Here is an 18,071-nt window from a genome sequence, read left to right on the forward strand (position 1 = left end):
AGAATGCCGTATGAATATTGGCCACCGAATAAGTGGCCAATATTGAACGGCTTAGAAAGGCAATTCTAGCGCTTAAGGTACTTTTGATAAAGTTGTTGGTGACGATTATTGAGATCTATTTGTCGCCCATCAATAAATACCGCTTTGACTTTGTTGGATAAGGGATCGAGGATATCGCCGTCGGAAAGCACTAGGTTGGCACGATAACCCGCTTCAATGGCACCCATATCGTTAATCCCTAGGATTTTCGCCGCATTTAAGGTGATGCTTTTCAGCGCTTGTTCTGCGGTCAGTCCGTATGCCATGGCTTGACCCGCTGCGAAGGGCAGGTTACGAGCATCCCAATCGCCGCTAAATCCAATGGCAAAAGGGATACCTGCACCTTGCAGTAAGCTTGGGATTTTAAAGTTCATTGCGATCGGTTCATCTTTACGCATTGGCAGACTAAAGGTATCGGTATAGATCACTGAAGCGCCTATCTCATTAATTTGATCGGCCACACGCCAAGCATCATAACCACCGACAAACACTAGCTTAAAGCCATAGGGACGAGTCATATTGATCGCCTGCTCGATTTGCTCGCTCGTGTCGGCGTGGACAAATAGCTGCGCCTTGCCTTCATAGAGCGGCAGCATGGCTTGCCAACGATTATCGATTTTGCTGACGGTATCGGCTTTGGCTGCAAGCTCATAGCGGTAACCGTCTAGCAGTGCTGACTCGATAGCTTTAAGTTGCTTGGCGTACTCTTCTTGTTGCTGTTTACGCTTTTCATCATCATTGGATAAGCGGCGGATGCTAGGCCAATACAGATGGAACTGCTCTGGTGTGGTGACTAAGGCATCTTCGATGGTCCAACTGTCTAAAGCAACCAGTGAAGATTGGCCCGCAAGGGCGTCGCCTTTAGGGACCACCTGAGCATGGGTAATGCCATTGGCGCGAATGGTTGGGATGATTTCCGAGTCAGGGTTATAGGCGCTAACCGCCAACAGTTGTGGATTACTTTCGCCCACTTCATAGCTATCGTTACTGGGGCGCATCATGGCCACTTCGACGATACCAATACTTGTGTCTAACGCGATAAGTCCAGGGTAGAGGTGTTGATTAGTGGCATCGATCACTTGCGCGTTATCTGTGGCAAGTTGCTGACCAATGGCCGTGATCTTACCGGCTTCGAAGCGAACATCGCTGCCTTGTAAGATTCCGTTACTCACCGTATGAATCGTCGCATTTTGAATCACGATAGGCTGGCTTTGCGACTGAGCGGGCACCATGTCATGGGCCAACAGACTGCAACTGACCATGCTTAAACCTGCGGCTAAACTGTATTTAAATGACTTCATTAGTGAGCCTCCCTTAGCGCAGTGCTGGCATGTTGACGCCAAACATCATAGTGGGTATCGCAGTGCCATTGTGGCTCATTATTTTCAATGGGGAGTTCTCCGGGAACGCTAGGTTTATCACTGGTGAGTACCGCTTGAATCAATGCGGCGCGCTCACTGGCAATGGCTTGTTGGGTTTTATTATTACGTACACGGTCGAAGTAACGACGGCCTTCAATCCAAGTGCTGTCGACTTTGGCGTAAATAGATAGAGGAGAGTGATCCCACAGTACGATATCGGCTTGTTTATCTTCTTCGATAGAACCGACAACTTTATCTATGCCTAGTTGTTTAGCCGGATTGATAGTTAACATATTCCAAGCATCGGCAGGGCTCATATCGCAATACATCACCGACTTACCGGCTTCTTGATTGAGACGACGCTGCATCTCAAAGTCATCAGAATTGATACTAGTTAACACGCCTTTGTTGTGCATCAGGCAAGTGTTCATCGGGATGGCATCATAAACTTCAAATTTATAAGCCCACCAATCAGAGAAGGTTGAACCATAGGCACCTTGGGCTGCCATTTCATCGGCGACTTTGTAGCCCTCTAAAATATGCGTGAAGGTGATTGGCTTGATGTTATAAGCTTGAGCGAGGCGCAAGAACATTAAAATCTCTGATTGTACATAAGAGTGAATGTGCACCATGCGTTTGCCTTTGAGCACTTCGCTGATGGCTTGCAGACGAAGGTTGGGCTTAGGGGCAATTTGCCGGCGTTGTTCGCTAGAGCGTAAATCATCATAATCCGCCAGTGCTTTATCATAGGCAATGGCCTCGTTAAAGCCTTCTTCAAATAGAGATTTCACACCCATACGACTTTGAGGGAAGCGGCGATTAAAGTTATCACCCCAGTTGCTCTGCTTAACGTTTTCACCTAAGGCAAATTTAATACTGCCCAACGCTTGTTTAAACTTAATCCCTTCGGCGCTTTCGCCCCAACGCATCTGAATCACTTGCGCCTGACCGCCAATAGGGTTGGCACTGCCGTGAAGAATTTGCGCAGTCGTGACTCCACCTGCAATCGCACGGTAGATAGCAATATCATCGGGGTTTAATACATCACCAATACGAACTTCAGAAGTAATGGCATCGGTTGCTTCGTTAATGCCGCCATTGAGGGCAATATGTGAGTGTTCATCGATGATCCCCGCAGTGACATGTTTGCCGGTAGCATCGATCACTTGGTAACCCGATGGTGTGCTCAGGTTTTGGCCCACTTTTTCTATGCGACCACGGTTAATTAACAGGTCGCCATGCTCAATAATGCCTTGTTCACTGGAGGTCCAGATAGTGGCATTTTTAATGTGTAGCTTTTCCGATTCGGGTTGCTGAGCTAAGCCATAGGCGACATTGGGCGTGGTGAGTTGTGATACGAGTACTTTGGATTGTTGCGGTTTATCGCTGTCACTTTCTGCTGCACTGTCGATAACCACGCCGGCTAAAGGATGCTGGCGATTGTTCTTATCTAACATACGACCGTGAATACCTTGCTCATCGAACCACAAGGTAAAGCGGTTAATACCTGGGTATCCTGCTTCAGTTAAATCGGCATTAAATAGTAATCTTTGATTAGCATATTCAATCGCATTCAGTGGGATCTCTTGCTCTCCACTACTTAAACTGCCTGACAATTTATCGCCTTGTTCAATGGCTAAATCTAAGCTTAATTCGCCTAAGGCTAATTGGTAGCTTTGAGCTAACCACTTGGTATCACGAGGGATCAGTTGTGATTCTTTCCCTTGTAGCCATACACTTTCGATTTTGCCTTTTTCAAACAGATCACCGTCGGCAACCACGAGGTCGGCCATGTACCCTGGCTTGAGGCGACCACTGAATTCACCTATTCCGGCTAACTCAGCGGCTTCTGTGGTTAGTGCTGCCAACGCGGCTTCTTTACTGAGTCCGGCATCAATAGCTTGCTTTAATCTTGGCCAAAACGCATCGCCTTTAATGCCATTTAGGGTTAGCGCGAAGGGGATTTTGGCATCTTGCAGCGCTTTGGGGTTATAGGGGGCTCTTTCCCAATGACGTAGCTGAGCTAAAGAAATATTTCGTTCATTCGTGTCATTTTTAACATCAGGGGCTGCTGGAAAGTTAAGCGGTAGAATAATGCTATAACCAGTCGCTTTAACTTCATCAATACGAGCATATTCGTGCCCATTGCCTAATAAACTACCCTTAAGACCATATTCGCTTAATAATCGCGCGGCTCTTAATTGGCTATTTAAATCTTGCGTGGCAAATAAGCTGTTTTCTTTATCAATATTACCGAGTCTATCTAAAGCGATATTGAATTCTACTTTATCGATAGAGCTGGTGTTGGCCGATTTACTATAGTTGTCTTTATACCATTTGGCATCGGATAAGGTTTGGCGAATAAGTGCCATACTACCCATTAAAGACCCAGGATAATCTTGAAGCGAACTGCCTTTATCGAATGCTAATAAGTGGCTCGACTTTGAGCGATATATTACGTCATTCGCTTTTAAGGGCGCCAAAGACACTGTGGTAGCACGGCCTCGGAATATGCCATCGAGTAATCCGGTTTGCACACTGGTAAAGCCATTATCTAACCATTTTTTTGCCGAAGTTTTATCTGGATAGATATAGTTGAACCACTCTTTTTCAGCATGGATAGCCCCATTTTCTGCATTACCACCAATACGTTTAATTTCGTATACAGGGGGCGTGACTTTTTGTTGGTCATATTTAAAGTCGATGGCGTAATCGGCATAAGGGTCGATGAACCCGGGGTAGATTACTTTATTGCTCATGTCGATTATGTAAGCGTCTTCAGGAATTTTTCCTTTAGTAATAATCGATTTAATTTTACTGTTTTCAATTAATAGAGTGGCATTACTAATTGTTTTACCAGGCTCAATCATTAATGTGGCATTAGAGAGAGCGGTTATCTTTGGAGTATTATCAGTAAGTTGAGAATTAGCGTACAGCGGAAAGCTAGCGAGCATGAGCGTTGAGATGCCACACGCCGCCGGGATTGTATATTTATGCATAGGTATTTTTATTATGTCGGGCCCGGTGATTGTAAGAGATTATCTTAATTTGCGAACAATGATCAAGTGAGCTTTTAAGCTCAGATAGCAAGGGGAAACATGGTTAATTCAACTGTACTGGGCTGTAGCGATAATCAGCCATTTAGTGGTAACAATTTCTAACAAAAAAGCCAACTTATTGAAGTTGGCTTCTATTTAAAAAGTCGCAATGATATATCAGCTACTTTTTAGCTTAGATTAAAAACTCTTCTAAACTACGGCCTTTATCTAATTCGGTTTTAAATACCGTAGGTGTTCTGCCTTGACCAGTCCAAGTGATGGTTTCACCATCAACTTCAATTTTATATTTTGGTGGACGTGGAGCGCGTTTCTTTTGTGCTGGTTTTGCCGCTACAGCACCGAGATCATCAATTGATAAACCAACGGCTTCCATTTGTTGACGGATCTCTTCGATTTTAGCATTACGCTCAGCCATAGCCGCTTGTTCTTCTTCGGCTTGTTCTGCTTTTTCAGTAATGATTTTTTCGAGCTTACTTGCTACATCTTTTAAATCTTCAACTGAAAGTTCTTTGACCGCAGCTTTAAAACGACGACCATGGGTTAAAATATCTAGAAACTCGCTCATGTTAATTATTTCCCACTCGAAAATATACAAAGTAAATTTAAATACGGGCTTAATAATAGAAACTAATAACTATTTAATCAAACCTATAAATCATTATTTATCAATATTATTTAAAACTGTTAATTCGGTTAGCATTCTTTTCATCAATATAAGCTTGCAAGCAAAGGTTAAACCGATATTGATAGATATCAATTAAGTCGATAGTTCTTGTTGACGTTAACGTCAACAGCACGTAAAGTGGCATGAGTTTGTGATAGCCCTGCTATGCACTATTTTTCCAGATTTAAAGACGTAAGAAGGAAGCATTATGAAAGTATTGGTGCCAGTTAAACGCGTCGTCGATGCCAATGTGAAAGTCAGGGTGAACGCTGACAATACCCATGTCGATACCGCAAACCTAAAGATGGCTATTAACCCATTTTGTGAGATTGCCGTAGAAGAAGCGGTTCGTTTGAAAGAAGCCGGTATTGTCACTGAGATAGTGGTCGCGACTATCGGTCCTAAGGCCGCTCAAGAACAGTTACGTACTGCGATGGCACTGGGTGCCGATCGTGGTATTCATGTCGAAACCGATGAAGAGCTTGCGCCGCTATCTATTGCCAAACTTCTTAATGCGATTCAAGGCCAAGAACAGGCAGAGCTTATCATCTTAGGCAAGCAGTCTATCGATGGTGACAACAACCAGACTGGGCAGATGCTAGCTGCGCTGGCTGGTGTGCCGCAAGCGACCTTTGCTTCTGAAGTCAAAGTGGAAGGTAATACGGTACTAGTGACTCGTGAAATTGATGGTGGATTGCAGACACTTAAATTACCTCTGCCAGCCATTATTACCACAGACCTACGTTTGAACGAACCGCGTTACGCTAAACTCCCCAATATTATGAAGGCCAAACGTAAGCCACTAGATACCATCACTATCGACAGTTTAGGTGTGAGCATCAAGCAACATCATAAACTGCTTAAAGTGGCGACGCCGAAACAGCGCGAAGCTGGTGTGATGGTGGCTTCTGTTGAGGAGTTGGTTGAAAAGCTAAAAAATGAAGCGAAGGTGATCTAATGGCTATTCTCGTTATTGCAGAACATGATAATGCAAATCTAAAACTCGATACCGCAAAAGTGGTTGCTTGTGGTCAAGCTATTGGCGCTGAAGTTGATTTATTAGTGGCCGGTCATGATTGTGCAGCCGTTGTCGAAGCAGCGAGTAAACTTTCTGGTGTTAGAAAAGTACTGGTTGCCGATAAACCTGTTTATGCCAATGGCGTTGCCGACAGCGGTGCTCAGTTAGTGCTTTCGATTGCTGGTGCTTATCAGCATATTTTGGCAGCAGCATCGAGCCAGGGTAAAGATTTACTGCCTAGAGTCGCGGCGTTACTGGACGTTGCTCAGCTATCTGAAGTGGTTGAAGTGGTCAGCGAAGACACTTTTGTTCGTCCTATTTATGCTGGTAGTGCATTGGCGACAGTGCAAAGCTTAGATGATGTAAAAGTGATGACAGTGCGCGTGAGTGCTTTCGATGCGGTCGCTAACGATGGCGCTGCTGAAGTTGAGCAGCTCGATGGTGAGTTTAATAGTCAAGTCGAGTTTATCTCGCAAACCTTGACTGAGTCTGAGCGTCCCGATTTGGGTGCCGCTTCAGTGGTGGTATCAGGTGGTCGCGCGTTAGGCAGTAGTGAGAACTTTGCTATTCTTGAGCAGTTGGCGGATAAACTGGGCGGCGCAGTCGGTGCTTCTCGTGCGGCAGTCGATGCGGGCTATGTACCTAACGATCTTCAAGTTGGACAAACCGGTAAGATTGTCGCGCCTGATCTGTATATTGCCGTGGGGATCTCTGGTGCTATTCAGCACTTGGCTGGTATGAAAGATTCAAAAGTGATCGTGGCGATTAACAAAGATCCTGAAGCGCCTATATTCCAGGTTGCCGATTATGGTTTAGAAGCCGATCTGTTTGAAGCTATCCCTAAGCTGATTGAACAGCTGTAATTGTTAGTTTAGATGTAACCAGACGGTAAACCGCTTGGTGTATATTTAAAATATAATGTGATATAAATCACGATAGGCGGCTTTGAAGTAGCATCTTCAAAGCCGCCTGTGTTTTTATGTGCGGTCACGTTAACCGATCATGCTTTTGGTTGACGTCCTGATACGTAGAGGTGCGTTAAATATCAGTACTATTCATTAGGGTGATGCCGTATTTAGTGAATAGGAAAGGATTTCACGCCGAAGTGATGAGTGTATCAAAGCTCATTGCTGGGACTGTTATCGAATAGATACAGTACTGCCATAGTGCTTTTTATCGGCAACGATAAAAAGAAAATATACTGATTTTGGTATCACTATGGAGCGCTACTGATAGGACAGGTGTCAAATCCAACCTCTTCAGTTGCTCTCCATTCGTAATTTAACGAAGACAATTAAACAATGACAACTTTAAGTTATGCCGATTCGGCACTCTCTTTGCTGCCGCCATTATTGGCTATTTTACTGGCTATTTTTACCCGCCGTGTCTTATTGTCACTGGGACTTGGGATTTTATTAGGGGCCATATTTATTACCGATTACTCCTTGCTTGGAACGGGTCAATATCTCGGTCAGCAAGTGGTCGGTTTAGTTTGGGATGATGGCGCATTAAATAGCTGGAACGTTTACCTACTCGGTTTCCTTATTGTGCTGGGGATGATCACCGCATTAATTACCGTCAGTGGTGCGGCTAAAGCCTTTGCCGATTGGGCACGCCAGCATATACGGAATAAACGTGATGCTAAGCTGCTGACCATGTTCCTTGGCTGTGTGGTGTTTATTGACGATTATTTCAATAGCTTGGTCGTGGGTAGTGTCGCTCGTCCGCTGACCGACAGATATTATGTATCGCGCAGTAAATTGGCCTATCTGCTGGACTCTACTGCCGCGCCTATCTGTGTTATCTCTCCCGTATCGAGCTGGGGCGCTTATATTATCGCCTTGATAGGTGGCATCTTAACGGCCCACGGCTTTACTGATTCAGGACATCTGAGTGTATTTGTACAGATGATCCCAATGAACTTTTACGCCATCTTCGCGTTGTTATTACTGCTTTGCGTAGCCTTTATGGGTTTAGATGTTGGTCCTATGCGTCAACATGAGATGAATGCGCAAAAAGGTAACCTCTATGATGAATCTAAAGGTTTACCTCCTGGTGCCAGTCATGAGCTGCCTGAAGCCGATTCAGGCAAGATTTTAGGTTTGTTTTTGCCTATCAGCGTTTTAGTATTGGCGACCGTTTATTTTCTGATAAACAGCGGCGCTGAATCGCTAGCAGCCGAAGGCTTGCCATTTAGTGTTATTGGCGCCTTTGAAAAAACCGATGTGGCATTATCATTGTTTTACGGCTCACTTGTGGGTTTAGCCACGACATTAGTGTTGGTGCTCAGCCAAGGTTTAGACAAGGCAATGATCTTTAAAGGTCTGATTGTCGGCGCCAAGTCTATGTTACCTGCCATCTATATCTTGTTATTTGCTTGGACCATTGCGGGTGTCATTGGCCAAATGGAAACCGGTAAATATATGGCTAACCTCGCCACGGGTAGCATTCCATTTGCTTTACTGCCTGCTGTGTTATTTGTACTGGCGGGGATCACCGCGTTTTCTACCGGAACCAGTTGGGGCACATTCGGTATTATGCTGCCAATTGCTGCCGATATGGCCATGGGATCACATAGCAACATGATGCTGCCTATGCTTGCTGCCGTGCTTGCTGGTGCGGTATTTGGTGACCATTGTTCGCCAATTTCGGATACGACAATTTTGTCATCCACCGGCGCGAATTGTCATCATATTGACCATGTATTGACTCAGCTGCCTTATGCGTTAATCGTGGCCTTTATCAGCTTGGTGGGTTACATAGTGCTTGGCTTTACTGAGTCGGTGACAGCGGGTTTGATCACTTGTGGTGTGATGTTTGTGTTGAGCATATTTATACTCAGATATAAGGCTAATCAGCCGTAACGATTATTGTATTTGAGATAAAAAAATGCCGCTAAGCTTTAAAACTTAGCGGCATTTTTAATGGCTATTTTAAGCGGATTACTTTAATCCACGACGCTCAAGCAGTGCATCGGTAGTGGGTTCCTGACCACGGAAGTTTTTGTAGGCTTCCATTGGTGGTACGCTGTTACCCACTTCACGTATGGTTTTACGGAACTTCATACCAATTTCACGGTTTAGTCCACCTTGAGTCTGCACATAGGCAAAGGCATCGGCGGCTAAGATTTCACTCCACATATAGGCGTAGTAGCTCGCTGAGTAGCCGCCTGGGAAGGCGTGAGCGAAGTAGGTTGACTTATAACGTGGTGGTACCGCAGCAAGGTTAACTCCATGCTTCTCTAACGCAGACGCTTCAAACTTGGCGACATCTTGCAGTGGCGTACCTGCAGGTAATGAGTGCCACTCAAGATCGACTAAAGCTGCTGACATGTACTCAAGTGTGTCGAAACCTTGGTTAAAGCTTCGTGATTTAAGTAGTTTTTGTAGCAAGGCTTCTGGGATTACTTCACCTGTTTCATAGTGCTTAGCATAGTTTGCTAGCACTTCTGGGTGAGCGGCCCAATCTTCTTCGAAAGTTGACGGGAATTCAACGAAGTCACGAGATACCGCTGTGCCAGCAAGGCTTGGGTATTTCACTTTAGAGAACATGCCGTGAGTTCCATGGCCCATCTCATGGAACATGGTGGTCACTTGATCATAGCTAACGAATGTTGGTTCACCTTCAGGTGCTTTCTTAATGTTCATCACGTTAACGACGACAGGCTTGTTGTTAAGCAGCTCTGACTGGCCTACAAACGAGCTCATCCATGCACCGCCACGTTTACCTTCACGAGAGAAGTAATCGGCATAGAAAATCGCCATAGAACTGCCATCGGCATCGAACATCTCGTAGGCTTTTACATCTTCATGGTATACCGGCAGATCAGGACGCGGCTTCAATGTCACGCCATAAAGTTTTTCTAGGGTGAAGAACACACCGTCTTTTAGTACACGCTCAAATTCAAAGTAAGGCTTAATTGATGCTTCGTTGAGGCTAAATTTTTCTTGACGTACTTTCTCTGCATAAAACGCCCAATCCCATGGTTTAACAGTAAAGTCACCACCGGTTTTAGTGATCATCGCTTGGATGTCTGCAGATTCTTTGTTGGTGTTAGCCACAACGGCAGGCACCATTGAACCAAACATTTTGTAAACCGCTTCAGGGGTTTTGGCCATTTGTGGCGTTAGGCGATAATCAGCCCAGCTATTATAACCAAGCAAAGCCGCACGCTCAGAACGAAGCTGTGCAAGACGGGCAACCAGTGAGGCGGTTTCATTCTCGCCAGTCAGACCACGAGTGGCTGAAGCTGTCCATACGCGCTCACGTAACTCACGGTTTTCTAGCTTAGCTAAAATAGGCTGACGTGTGGTGTTGGTGATGCTGATAAGGTATTTACCTTGATGGCCAGCGGCTTCCGCGTCGGCTTTAGCGCTGCGAATTTCACTCGCTGATAACCCGGCAAGTTCAGCTTCTGAATCAACAACAACGGCGATCTCTTTGGTGAGACGTAATAGACGTTGGCCAAATTCATTGGTTAAGGTTGATTGCTCTTCATTCAACAGGCGAATTTTTGCTTTTTGCGCTTCAGTTAACTTAGCGCCTGCCATGACGAATCGTTGGTGATAAACCTCGATTAAACGCACTTCTTCGGCCGTTAACCCGAGTTGCTGACGTTGTTGGTACAACGAATCGATACGAGCAAATAACTCAGCATTGAGGTGGATGTTGTCGTTGTGGGCAGCCATTTTTGGCGCCATTTCACCCTGAACTTTACGTAGAGTCGGATTGCTGTTTGAACCCGTTAAATTGTAGAAAACACTTGAAGTACGGCTCAGTAACTCACCTGAGGTTTCCATTGCCACTATGGTATTGGCAAAAGTTGGCGCTTCGCTGTTATTGGCGATAGCCAAGATTTCTTGGTAATGCTGGGCAATACCTTGCTCTAAAGCGGGCTGAAAATGATCATCTTTGATGATGGCAAAGTTTGGAGCCTGGTATTGCAGGGTGCTTTTGGCAAAAAACGGATTACTGGCGTTCATGGTGACGACTGCTTGAGTGTTTTCGCTTTGCTGGGGAGCCGTTTGGCATCCAGCTAATAATAAAGAGGCAGATATACTACTAGCTACGGCTAGGGCGACAAAACTTTTTTTCATTGAAAATAGCATCCTTTGTTTGTTGTAAGTAGCGATATGCAACCGCTTTATAGTTATTTATTTTTCCCTTGAGGCTAGGGCACTCAAATTGATCAATTAATTTAGCTTAAGTGACTTAATTGAGGATTAAATAGGTGATGTTTAGTGTGTTTTTTACTTTAATTTTTGTGGTGTTAAACGGCTCTACCAAAGTCATCAAGTAATAAAAAAAGAGCCTAACGTGAGTTAGGCTCTTTGTTTTAGCAGGGACTCTCTTTCGAGAGCTAACTAGATGATGAGTCTAATTAGCGAGTAAAGTTATGGTATTTCTCGATACCAACACTGCTACCCTCAGCGTGACAGGTTGCACAAGACTCTTGAGTGGTTAGCTTGTACCAACCGTCAACCACATCTTCAGAAATAGTACCACCATTTTGAGTCATGTGGTTCAGCGCGCTGTCTGACTGGTGACATGCATAACAGTTAGCTGTGATTGGGCTAGCCATCTTGTCGCTTACACCGAACGCACGTGCTTTGATGAATTGGTTTGGAACCGCTTTCAAGTCAACCACGCCGCTGTCGTGACAAGCCACACAGCTAGTTTGTGGTGCGATAACGCTTGCCGCATTTGACACTTCATCGCCATTAGCATCAGTGCTTACACTACCTACACCCCAGTGCATGCTGTGAACCATAGGACCAAAGCCAGGTGCTGAGTTGCCAGCACGACGGTCTTGACCGTTGTTGTGACAAGCGATACAACCTAGACCACCTTCGGCGAAGTTACCGTTTTTGTGGAAGTTGGCTTCGCTGTTGTGACAAGTGGTACAAGAATCGTTACCTACCGCATGACGACGGTCGTAATCAGCTACAGTCGCATCAACTTGGTTAGTCACATCAGTGTAACCGTGGATGGTGGTGATTTGATCTTCGTTACCGTCAGCAGTAGTGAAGCTTACACGTAATGATGCCATTAGGCCTGCATCAGCCCATGCTACAGGGTCGATAGCTGCAGCGTCATAACACATGGTTTTGCTGCCATCGGCTTCATAGCTTTCAGCATAGCTGTTAGAGATACGACCAACGACAGACTTATTGTACACACCGTGTAGGTATGAACCTGTGTAGCTTACAGTGCCAGCATCATACATGCTGTGTAGATCCGCTACAGTTTCAGTACCGTCAGCAGCCACTTCAATAAGTGACATAGTGGTACACCATGCGTTAGTTGTTGCATCTAAAGTTAATGGCGTACCAGTGACTTTATAGCTGTCTTTGATGGTATTTCTTTCTGTGATAAATGCTTTACCTTCGTGCAGTGCACGTAGATCAGCACCATTGCTTGGCAAGATATCACCAGGGATACCGCCAGTGTCGTGACAGTCGATACAACCAGGACCTGCAATGTTGATGTTCACTGTTTCTTCAACGTGACAAGAACTACAGTTCATTACGCTAAAGCCAGTTTCGAACTCTTGGTGATTAATGTGACCAATCTTAGATAGGGTGTTACTTGCGTAACCACCGATAGAGAAGTCTTCATCGTTAGTTGCTGTGCGGCTTACTGAACCGTGGCACACTAGACAACCTTCAACGAAGTTTACTTGACCGTCCATGCCTTGGGCAACATAGCTAGCATGACGGTTAGGGCTGGTTGAGTAATCAACGTGACATGAATAACAAGCTTCAGTGCTGGTAGAGAAAGCGCCTTCAGGCTTGTTAACCACTAACTGAGTTGAGCTTGCGATACCGGTTGTTGAGTTACCGCCAACACGTAGCCAAACGATACCTTCAGTACCCGCGTTAACACCTGCTAACGGTAGGAAGAATTCATAGTGACCATCGCTGATTTCAGTGATAGTAGCACCTTCAGTATCAGGAGTTCTTGATGACTCCATGTTGATGCCACCGTAACCACCAATGTTTACGTTATCTTCTTCGCTTTCAGTGCGATTGTTGATAAAGCCTTTTTCGGTTAAGGCAGCAACTTTACCTTCTGCTTTTAACAGACCAGTGATCAGTTCACCGTCTTCATTGGTAACTTCAAACTCATAAGTGATTGAGCCTTCATCAAAGGCATAGTTAATCACATTAACGTTAGTTTCGACTGATGTGGTTACAACCGGTGGTGTCCAAGAGTTGCCATGATCACCATCGGTGCCATCAACACCATCTTTACCATCATCACCGCTACAACCGGCTAGCGCTCCGGTTAGTACAGCGGCAACAACGTATGCCAGCTTTTTAGATTTGAAAAATTTCATCATTTTCTCCATTGACCCAATATGTTGAAATTTGACTGGTCACAGCGCTCAATCTTGCAGGGGATCATCAGCATCGAAACGAGTCGTTATTTTTATATTGAATACGAGTTATATTTTTTATGCGAGCACGCATTTTTTTGCTCGAAGAAAGTCTACTGTTTACTCGGTGATTTTTTTTTGAGGTCAATCGCAACAAGCACTATTACTTTGGAGGTAGATCGCATTTTTCACATAAAAATACCGTTAGAAAAATCTTATAAAACAACAATTAAGGTTGAATTAAGTTTGGCTTTACATTTTAGAAACATACTGATGTTTTACTCTAATTTATGAGCGATTTAGTCTCCCACTGAATCTGAACAGCTACTACATTGTTAATGCTATGAATCCTAAGATTTTTTAATGCGGGATACTTGCTTGGTTAACTTTAGCCTGAATAATTAGTCACCATCGATGAGTTGTTAACCTTGCCATCTGGCTCACAAACAGAAACTCATCAAGCGCCCATGAGAGTGATACACTTAGGCTCACTTGAGTGGCTATTAAACTGCTGCAATTTATTTAAAAGGAATCTGTTTTGGCTCAGCTTTATTTTTATTATTCGGCAATGAATGCCGGTAAGTCGACGTCATTATTACAATCGTCTTATAACTACCGTGAACGAGGTATGAATACCTTAGTCATGACAGCCTCTATTGATGACCGTTACGGCGTGGGTAAAGTCTCTTCACGCATTGGTATCGAAACCGAAGCACAAGTATTTGGCAGTAACGACGATGTGGCTGTGATGATCCGTGAAGCTAGCTTAAAGCAGCCGCTGCACTGTATTTTAATTGATGAATCGCAGTTTTTGAGTAAAGCACAGGTACAGCAGCTGACTTATGTTGTCGATATTCTAGACATTCCCGTCCTGTGTTATGGCCTCAAGACCGACTTCCAAGGTGAGCTTTTTAGCGGTAGCCAATATCTTTTAGCTTGGGCTGATAAATTGGTTGAGCTAAAGACTATCTGCCATTGTGGCCGTAAAGCCAATATGGTGCTACGTCTCGATAGCGACGGTAAGCCAATGAAAGAAGGGGAGCAGGTTGCGATTGGCGGTAATGAGCGCTATGAATCTGTGTGCCGTAAACACTTCCGTGAGTTCTTGTGGGATTAACCGCATAGGTTAAAGCGGGTTTTAGGTCGACTCACATTCTCTTGAGCTCGGCTTAAAATCAGTTTGACTCTTCTTGTTGTGCGAACCATTGCTTATATAAGGCAGCGATGGTGCCATCATTTATTAACTGCGCTAGAGCAACATTGATTCGTGCTAGCAGCTGCTGTTCACCTTTTTTTACCGCGATCGCTACCGGAGTTCCTTGGGTCGGAAAATCCAAGATTCTTACTTTAATGCCTTGTTGGTTCGCTAAGTAATAGCCCACCGCTTTTGGCATAATGGCTGCGGCAACTTTTCCGCTGGCTAAACGCTGCATGGAATCGGCTTTAGAGAGCGTAGTAATAAGTCGATAATCATAGAGTCGTTCATTTTGTTTTAATAAATCTTCGATAGATGAGTGCCTGTCACCGGCAATGAGCATATCGCCTAAATCGCCTACTTGTCTGATGCTTTGGTTCTCATCGAGTACAAAAAATGCATCTTGGCGAAAATAATAGGGTTGTGAAAAGTCAAATATCTGTTGTCTGACGGGGTTGATTTCCATTCCCACAATCAAGTCGTTTTGTTTAAACCTTAAATCATTGAGTACCGTATCCCAATTATCTTGTTTAAAGCGATAATCTTGATTTAAATGTGCGATCAATGCTTTTGCAACATCAGCATCGAAGCCTGCAACCTGTCCGTTTTGATTAAATTGATAGGGAGGAAAGCCAATGGCAATGCCAAAAATAAGTGGCTCATTGAATAGATCGTTACTTCCAGTTTGGTTGTTATCGGCATTGTTTGCGGCATCAAGCTGACCGCTCATAAGCAGTAGTGATAAGTAAAGCAAACAGTGAACTAAAGTCGTTTTTCGATCCATGAAGATAATTTATCAGAGTTTAATACCATTAGCTCAGTTTGACTGATAATAAAATGTTAAATCAAGCGTGCAGGCTTGATGATGGTGCTTTTATCATCTAATTGTGCCCCAGCTTTCATCTGATTTGGATTACTAAATAGCATCAAGCCCAGAGTAGTATCTGGGCTTGATGTTTATGGCTGATGACACTAATTGCTATTAAAACTGATCGCTATTAAAACTAATTGCTATTAAAACTGCATTTCAGGGACATTATCAGGTACCACTAACTTGCCTGCGGTTTTACTGATAATCTCTTCGACACTGACTCCTGGGGCGCGCTCTAACAGATGGAAAGCTCCCTCTTTAATCTCGAGGAAAGCTAAGTCGGTAAGCACACGTTTAATACAACCATAACCCGTTAATGGCAGCTCGCACTTAGGTAATAATTTAGAGTTGCCGTATTTATCGGCGTGCATCATGGTAACAATAATATTGTCGGCGCCAGCCACTAAGTCCATCGCGCCGCCCATGCCTTTAATCAGTTTTCCGGGGATCATCCAAGAGGCAATTGAGCCTTCGACATCCACTTCAAAGGCGCCCAACACCGTTAAATCCACATGCCCGCCACGGATCATGGCGAAGCTTTCAGCCGATGAGAAGAATGACGCGCCATCGACGGCCGTTACGGTTTGCTTACCCGCGTTGATTAAGTCGGCATCTATGGTTTCTTCGGTCGGGAACTCACCCATGCCCAGCAAACCATTTTCCGATTGCAGCATCACCTGCATACCTTGTGGTATGTAGTTCGCCACTAAAGTGGGGATACCTATTCCTAAGTTAACGTAATAACCATCTTGTAGTTCTTGAGCAACACGTTGTGCAAGTTGTTCTCTTGATAATGCCATTATGTTGCCTCCTTATTTGCTCTTAACGGTACGTTGTTCGATACGCTTTTCGAACGAGCCTTGAATAAGGCGATCGACATAGATGCCAGGTGTATGGATATGGTCTGGATCGAGTTCACCTGGCTCAACAATATGTTCGGCTTCGACAACGGTAATTTTGCCGGCTGTCGCCATCATAGGGTTGAAGTTTGCTGCTGTCTTGCGGAACACGAGGTTGCCCATGGTATCGGCTTTCCAGGCGCGGACTAAGGCAAAGTCAGCAGTCAGTGCGGGTTCAAGCACATAATGACGGCCATCGATTTCACGGGTTTCTTTGCCTTCTGCAACAGGAGTACCGTAGCCAGTCGCGGTGAAGAAAGCGGGAATGCCTGCGCCGCCTGCACGAATTTTTTCGGCTAAAGTGCCTTGAGGCGTCAAAATAACATTTAATTCGCCCGACAGCATTTGCTGTTCGAAAGTGGCATTTTCACCCACGTATGAAGCGATCATTGTGCTGATTTGACGGCTTTTAAGTAAAAGTCCTAAGCCAAAATCATCTACGCCAGCGTTGTTTGAAATCGCTGTCAGGCCCGTCGCGGCGGTTTTAACCATCTGGGCAATTAATCCCTCAGGAATACCACACAAGCCAAAACCGCCCACCATGACTGTCATATTATCGGTTAGGCCTGCCAATGCTTCTTCATAGCTGCCAACCAGCTTATTGAGTCCTGCCATTATCCTTTCTCCTTTGAGAACAAGCTGGAGCAAACTCCAGCTGCTATATTATTGCGAGCTTTCTGTTAATGCTCGGGCGACCTTAGATCCACTCGGTCTGCCTAATTCGTGGCTGATATGGTTGCCGGCCTGGATTAAACGATTGAGGTCAATGCCAGTGTTAATCCCTAAACCATGCAACATATACACTAAATCTTCGGTGGCGAGATTGCCCGATGCCCCTTGGGCATAAGGACAACCGCCGAGTCCGGCGACTGAACTATCGAACACAGTCACGCCCGTGTCTAAACAGGCTAAGATATTGGCCAGTGCCTGACCGTAAGTGTCGTGAAAATGCAGCGCTAATTTATCGACGGGAATCCGCTCGGCTACCGTTTGCACCATTTTACGGGCCTTTAGCGGTGTGCCAACGCCTATAGTGTCACCCAGTGAGATCTCGTAGCAGCCCATTTTGTAAAGGATCTCTGCCACTCGAGCGACTTCGCTTGAGGCGATATCCCCTTCATAGGGACAGCCTAAGACACATGACACGTAGCCACGCACCTTGATGTTGCGAGCTTGAGCCAGCTCTACTACAGGAATAAAGCGCTCAATCGAGTCTTCAATCGAGCAATTGATATTTCGCTGACTAAAGCTTTGCGAGGCGGCGCCGAAGATAGCAACTTCGTCTGCACCAGCGTCAAGTGCAAGTTCCAGCCCTTTCAGGTTGGGCGTCAGAGCACTGTAGATCACGCCGTTGCGTTTCGGTAGGCGGTTAAATATCTCGCCAGAATCGGCCATTTGAGGCACCCATTTAGGTGACACAAAACTGCCAGCTTCAATACGCTTAAGTCCTGCGTCGGCCAGTTGCTCGATGAGTGCCAGCTTAGCTTGAGTGCTCACGGCGCGCTCATTTTGCAGCCCATCTCTGGCACCCACTTCAAAAATGCTGACTTCGCTGACGTTGGCTGATGCATCTTTGTCTGCAAACAT

13 protein-coding genes and 1 riboswitch are annotated in these 18,071 nt (G+C 45.1%); of the genes, 4 read left to right on the forward strand and 9 right to left on the reverse strand.

The window, feature by feature from the left end; all coding sequences use genetic code 11:
* Nucleotides 1–65: 65 nt before the first annotated feature.
* The 3 genes from L1D21_RS04240 to L1D21_RS04250 all read right to left on the reverse strand — a co-directional run bounded on the left by L1D21_RS04240 (nucleotide 66) and on the right by L1D21_RS04250 (nucleotide 5,024).
* Nucleotides 66–1,340 carry an amidohydrolase family protein gene (locus L1D21_RS04240; protein ID WP_239843975.1) on the reverse strand — a complete coding sequence of 425 codons (1,275 nt, stop codon included), beginning with the start codon at nucleotides 1,338–1,340 and terminating at the stop codon, nucleotides 66–68.
* A complete protein-coding gene (locus L1D21_RS04245) occupies nucleotides 1,340–4,354 on the reverse strand; it encodes an amidohydrolase family protein (protein WP_239844187.1) in 3,015 nt (1,004 codons plus the stop codon). Before L1D21_RS04245 ends, L1D21_RS04240 begins: the two co-directional genes overlap by 1 nt.
* Nucleotides 4,355–4,631: 277 nt before the next feature.
* Nucleotides 4,632–5,024, reverse strand: a complete 393-nt coding sequence (locus L1D21_RS04250; protein ID WP_239843976.1) for an H-NS family nucleoid-associated regulatory protein — start codon at nucleotides 5,022–5,024, stop codon at nucleotides 4,632–4,634.
* 307 nt (nucleotides 5,025–5,331) lie between these two features.
* Here L1D21_RS04250 and L1D21_RS04255 point away from each other — a divergent pair, with 307 nt between their 5' ends.
* The 3 genes from L1D21_RS04255 (at nucleotide 5,332) to L1D21_RS04265 (ending at nucleotide 9,005) form a co-directional block, all read left to right on the forward strand.
* The gene (locus L1D21_RS04255) at nucleotides 5,332–6,081 is read left to right on the forward strand and encodes an electron transfer flavoprotein subunit beta/FixA family protein (protein ID WP_239843977.1); all 750 of its coding nucleotides are present in this window, start codon (nucleotides 5,332–5,334) and stop codon (nucleotides 6,079–6,081) included.
* Nucleotides 6,081–7,004: an FAD-binding protein gene (locus L1D21_RS04260; RefSeq protein WP_239843978.1), complete on the forward strand. Its 924-nt coding sequence runs from the start codon at nucleotides 6,081–6,083 to the stop codon at nucleotides 7,002–7,004. Before L1D21_RS04255 ends, L1D21_RS04260 begins: the two co-directional genes overlap by 1 nt.
* Before the next feature lie 157 nt (nucleotides 7,005–7,161).
* A riboswitch (Lysine riboswitch) is annotated at nucleotides 7,162–7,378 on the forward strand.
* A 64-nt stretch (nucleotides 7,379–7,442) separates the two neighbouring features.
* Nucleotides 7,443–9,005 (forward strand): Na+/H+ antiporter NhaC family protein, encoded by a 1,563-nt coding sequence (locus L1D21_RS04265; RefSeq protein WP_239843979.1) that lies wholly within the window; start codon nucleotides 7,443–7,445, stop codon nucleotides 9,003–9,005.
* Between the two features lie 78 nt (nucleotides 9,006–9,083).
* Here the strand turns inward: L1D21_RS04265 and L1D21_RS04270 are convergent, their stop codons facing one another.
* Both L1D21_RS04270 and L1D21_RS04275 read right to left on the reverse strand, forming a co-directional pair.
* Nucleotides 9,084–11,237, reverse strand: coding sequence for a M3 family metallopeptidase (locus L1D21_RS04270; RefSeq protein WP_239843980.1), 2,154 nt, complete (start codon nucleotides 11,235–11,237; stop codon nucleotides 9,084–9,086).
* A gap of 284 nt (nucleotides 11,238–11,521) precedes the next feature.
* Nucleotides 11,522–13,480 (reverse strand): cytochrome C, encoded by a 1,959-nt coding sequence (locus L1D21_RS04275; protein WP_239843981.1) that lies wholly within the window; start codon nucleotides 13,478–13,480, stop codon nucleotides 11,522–11,524.
* A 577-nt stretch (nucleotides 13,481–14,057) separates the two neighbouring features.
* On the opposite strand from L1D21_RS04275, the gene L1D21_RS04280 reads away from it, so the two are divergent.
* Nucleotides 14,058–14,636, forward strand: coding sequence for a thymidine kinase (locus L1D21_RS04280; RefSeq protein ID WP_239843982.1), 579 nt, complete (start codon nucleotides 14,058–14,060; stop codon nucleotides 14,634–14,636).
* A gap of 58 nt (nucleotides 14,637–14,694) precedes the next feature.
* Here the strand turns inward: L1D21_RS04280 and L1D21_RS04285 are convergent, their stop codons facing one another.
* The 4 genes from L1D21_RS04285 to L1D21_RS04300 form a co-directional block, all read right to left on the reverse strand.
* A complete protein-coding gene (locus tag L1D21_RS04285) occupies nucleotides 14,695–15,498 on the reverse strand; it encodes a transporter substrate-binding domain-containing protein (protein ID WP_239843983.1) in 804 nt (267 codons plus the stop codon).
* A gap of 230 nt (nucleotides 15,499–15,728) precedes the next feature.
* A complete protein-coding gene (locus tag L1D21_RS04290) occupies nucleotides 15,729–16,385 on the reverse strand; it encodes a 3-oxoacid CoA-transferase subunit B (protein ID WP_239843984.1) in 657 nt (218 codons plus the stop codon).
* A gap of 12 nt (nucleotides 16,386–16,397) precedes the next feature.
* Nucleotides 16,398–17,099: a CoA transferase subunit A gene (locus L1D21_RS04295; RefSeq protein ID WP_239843985.1), complete on the reverse strand. Its 702-nt coding sequence runs from the start codon at nucleotides 17,097–17,099 to the stop codon at nucleotides 16,398–16,400.
* A gap of 48 nt (nucleotides 17,100–17,147) precedes the next feature.
* Complete coding sequence (locus L1D21_RS04300) at nucleotides 17,148–18,071, reverse strand: hydroxymethylglutaryl-CoA lyase (RefSeq protein WP_239843986.1); 924 nt, start codon at nucleotides 18,069–18,071, stop codon at nucleotides 17,148–17,150.

The organism is Shewanella sp. Isolate11 (genome assembly GCF_022398315.1).
GTDB lineage: Bacteria > Pseudomonadota > Gammaproteobacteria > Enterobacterales > Shewanellaceae > Shewanella.